Genomic DNA, 3,488 nt, shown 5'->3' on the forward strand with positions numbered 1-3,488 from the left:
CGGCGTCGTTGGCGGCATCGGCGGAACGCAGGGCCTGTTGCGCGGCGGATTTGCGGGCGGTGATTGCGCCGCCCTGGTACAGCGGCATTTTCACGTTGAGAAATACGCCATAACGGGTACGGTCGCGGCCGCCGGGGACGTTGCTGTCGTCGTTGTTGTCCAGGTAGTGCGTGATGGACGGGTCCAGCGACACGGTCGGCAACGCCTCGGCACGGGCTTGTGCAATCAGCGCCAGCGCATCGACACGCTGCGCCTGGGCGATCAGCAGGGTCGGCGTGACTGCCGTATCGGGTACCACGCCCACGCAGGATTGCTCCAGGCTTGCAGGAAAACCATTCGCCACGCTCACTGGCGCCTGCGACCCAAGCAGACTGCTCAACGTGCTGCGCCAGCGATTGAATTGCGCGGTGAATTGCAATTGCGTCGCCACCGAGGCCTCGACCCGCGAGCGGGCCTGGATCAGGTCCGAACGGGTGCTGGCGCCCATGTCGCTGCGCTTTTTGGCCAGCTCTGCAATCGCCGAAATGCCGTCGATTTGCTCGCGAGCCAGTTGCACCAGCAACTGCGAGCGCTGCAGTTCGATCACGGCGAACGAGGTATCGCGCGCCACCTGATCGATCGACAGCAACACCGACGCCTGGCTGGCACTGACCCGCGCCAGCGCACTGTCGACAGAACTTGAGACCTTGCCGAAGTCATAGAGCATCTGCGACGCCGACAACGAAAACGCACGGCTCTGGCCGTTGCCCCTCAGGCCGCTGTCGTAGCCGGAGTTGAAGCCACCGCTGACTTGCGGGTAATAACCGGAACGGGCGATGTTCACGTTCTCGTTTTGTTGGTACAGCTGGCCGATCGCCTCGGAAATTGCCGGGTGCCATTCCACCGCCAGTTGAATGGCGCGTGTCAGGTCAAGGTTGCTCGGTATGACGTGCTCGGGTGCCACCGGTGCGCTGACGCCCGTTGGCCCGCCGGGTAAATGTGTGCCCAGGTTGCTCGGGCTGATGATGTTGACGCGTTCTTCATCGTCGATATACGACGCTGCCATGACCGGCGCACGCTCGGGCGCGATCATTGCGACTGCCAGAATTACGGCAGACAGCTGCTTGGCCAAACTCTTTTGCCTCACTGCTAGTCACCTGACTGTTGTCAAACCTGATGAGTACAACAACGGACCGTGACTGACGTCACGGCCCATCGCTGCATTACCGTTGGTAGGGAAAACCGGGCCTTGCGGCCCGACCGGCAGGGGTGGCGTTACACCACGCTGATGCCGCTCTGTACCCAGAGCTGATGGGTTTCATCTTCCGGACTGGTGTAGATCACGTACTCAAGACCGTTCTCTACCTGGGTCGCACCGGCGCTCCAGTCACCTGTCAGGTGCACGCTGTCCTGATCGTCGCCCTGGATCATCAAGCGATCCGACTCAGGCCCGGTGATGGACACCAGGTCTTCGAGGCTCAGGGTCAGGTCGACGGCGCTGACATCGTTCAGGTCGATGCTGTGCACCCCGTTGACTGTGCCAATCAGGTCGGTGAGGTTGATGGCTGCATCGCCGCCTTCCCACAACAACCCGTCTGCACCCGCGCCAGCATCGACATGGGTGAAGTCGGTGTCGTCGGCCACCACGGCATCGTGGTGATCGCCGTCAACGTTGGCGCCGTCATCCGCCGCCTGGTCCACCGCACTGTGGGCAGCGGCAATGCCGGCACCTTCAGTGGCTGGCGCACCCGGGTTGGCGTCGTCCCAGACCAGGTCGCGATCCGGCGAGTCGATGCGCACGTAGAGGTCGGCGGTGTCTTCCTGGCCGGTTGGCGTGGTGAGCTTGTAGGTGAATTTATCCACCTGGCCAATCTCGTCCAGCGTCAGCCCGGCATGCGGGGTGTAGACGTACTTACCATCGGCAAACACGGTCAATGTGCCGTGGTCACCGTTGATTTTCGTCCCCGTTTGCCCAGGAATCACATAGACCCCGTTGACCAGCACACTGAGTACCGTCAGCGGCGAACCGAGGACATCCGGCCCGGACAAGCTGTCGGACAGCAGGTTGCCAGTCGCATTGCTCATTGCACCGGTCACGAACTCCGTGAGGGAGGTGGTAGTGAGCTTCTGCGCAATGTGCAGCGCACTCAGCGACAGCACGGCACCGGTCGTCCCGGTCACGCGATAGGTCCCGGCATCCAACCCTTGGAACGTGTGGTTCGCCTGGGTAGTGGTCTGCTGCGTGACCCATTCGTTACCGATGAACTTCTGCAGATTGACGGTCGTGCCTGGCAACAACGCAATGCCGGTGACGGTGACGTTGATCGCAAGCTCTGCGGTCGTGCCCGTGGCAACGTTGATCTCGGCACCCGTACCCGTACTGCTGCCGAGCAGTGCCAGGTTGTAGCTCAGGGTCGCCAGGTCGGCCTGGGTGACCAGGTTGACGATGTCGATCTGCGCCGAACCCAGGTCATCATTGGCAACCGTGTTGATCACGCCGGGCGCAGATGGATCGGTAGCGCTCCAGTCCACGTTGACACTCGGGCTGTCGATACGCACATACAAGGTTGCCGAGGCCGAAGCACCGGCACCATTGACCAGGTGATACTCGAAGGCATCCACCTTGCCGATGCTGGCGACATCGCCGTTCGGGGTGTACTTGTACTCGCCGTTGGCGAAGATGGTCAGCTGACCATATTGGCCCTGCAGCACCGTGCCGGTGGTGGCGTCGGCATCGACGAATTCGCCGTTGACCTCGACCTGCACCTTCACTGGCCCGCCGGTTCCCGGTTCATCCGGTTTACCGCCAATGCCCGGGTCGGTGATGACGTTGCCGGTGACATCCGGCCCTGCTTCCCCGGTGAAGTCGGTGAGGCTGTCATTGGTGACGCTCAACTTGGCCGTGGCCCCTGCACCAACGCTGACCAGGTTGGGGTCGAGCTTGAGGGTAAAGCGATACTGCCCGGCTTCCAGGCCTTCGATTTTGGCGCTGGAGCTTTGTCCGAACAGCCCCAACAGGTCGAGCAAGCCCGAACCGTTGCTGCCTTGCTGCACCGGCAACCATCCACCGGCACCGTCGCTCACTTCCAGCGTGGCAGTGAAGCCACCGCCCAACAGCGAGACCAGGTCGGCCTGGGCAAACTGCAGGTTCAGCGTTCCGCTGGAACCCTCGGCAACCGAGAACTCCTGCTGCTTGGTGTGATCGCCCAGAATGATGCCGCCGACACCCAACAGGGTGAACACGCGCATATCGGCCAGGCCGGTGTTGGATGTTACGGGTTTGATGGTTACTTCGCCGGTAGCGAGGTCGTCGAAGGCTTCGAGGTCGGCGTCGGCGTCCGCATCAGCATCCGCATCCGCATCCGCGTCAGCGTCAGCGTCAGCGTCAGCATCGGCATCGGCATCGGCGTCAGCATCGGCGTCAGCATCCGCATCCGCGTCGGCATCGGCATCGGCATCGGCATCGGCATCAGCATCGGCGTCCGCATCAGCATCAGCATCGGCATCGG

3 protein-coding genes are annotated in these 3,488 nt (G+C 62.5%); 1 reads left to right on the plus strand and 2 read right to left on the minus strand.

Going from position 1 to position 3,488, the window contains the following annotated elements:
- Together HX846_RS30595 and HX846_RS30600 are read right to left on the minus strand one after the other, a co-directional pair.
- Positions 1–1,072, minus strand: a 1,072-nt coding sequence (locus HX846_RS30595; protein ID WP_178966819.1) for a TolC family protein, incomplete at its 3' end; no start/stop codon positions are given.
- A 182-nt stretch (positions 1,073–1,254) separates the two neighbouring features.
- Positions 1,255–3,228 (minus strand): BapA/Bap/LapF family large adhesin, encoded by a 1,974-nt coding sequence (locus HX846_RS30600; protein WP_256344759.1) that lies wholly within the window; start codon positions 3,226–3,228, stop codon positions 1,255–1,257.
- Here HX846_RS30600 and HX846_RS30605 point away from each other — a divergent pair.
- A partial coding sequence (locus HX846_RS30605; RefSeq protein ID WP_178966820.1) for a hypothetical protein occupies positions 3,178–3,488 on the plus strand: 311 nt, incomplete at its 3' end. The genes HX846_RS30600 and HX846_RS30605 overlap by 51 nt on opposite strands.

Source organism: Pseudomonas sp. K5002, assembly GCF_013386655.1.
Lineage (GTDB): Bacteria > Pseudomonadota > Gammaproteobacteria > Pseudomonadales > Pseudomonadaceae > Aquipseudomonas.

Coding starts and splice junctions, on each gene's coding strand:
- HX846_RS30600 (WP_256344759.1), bottom strand. CDS start 3,228: ATGCGCGTGTTCACCCTGTTGGGTGTCGGCGGCATCATTCTGGGCGAT.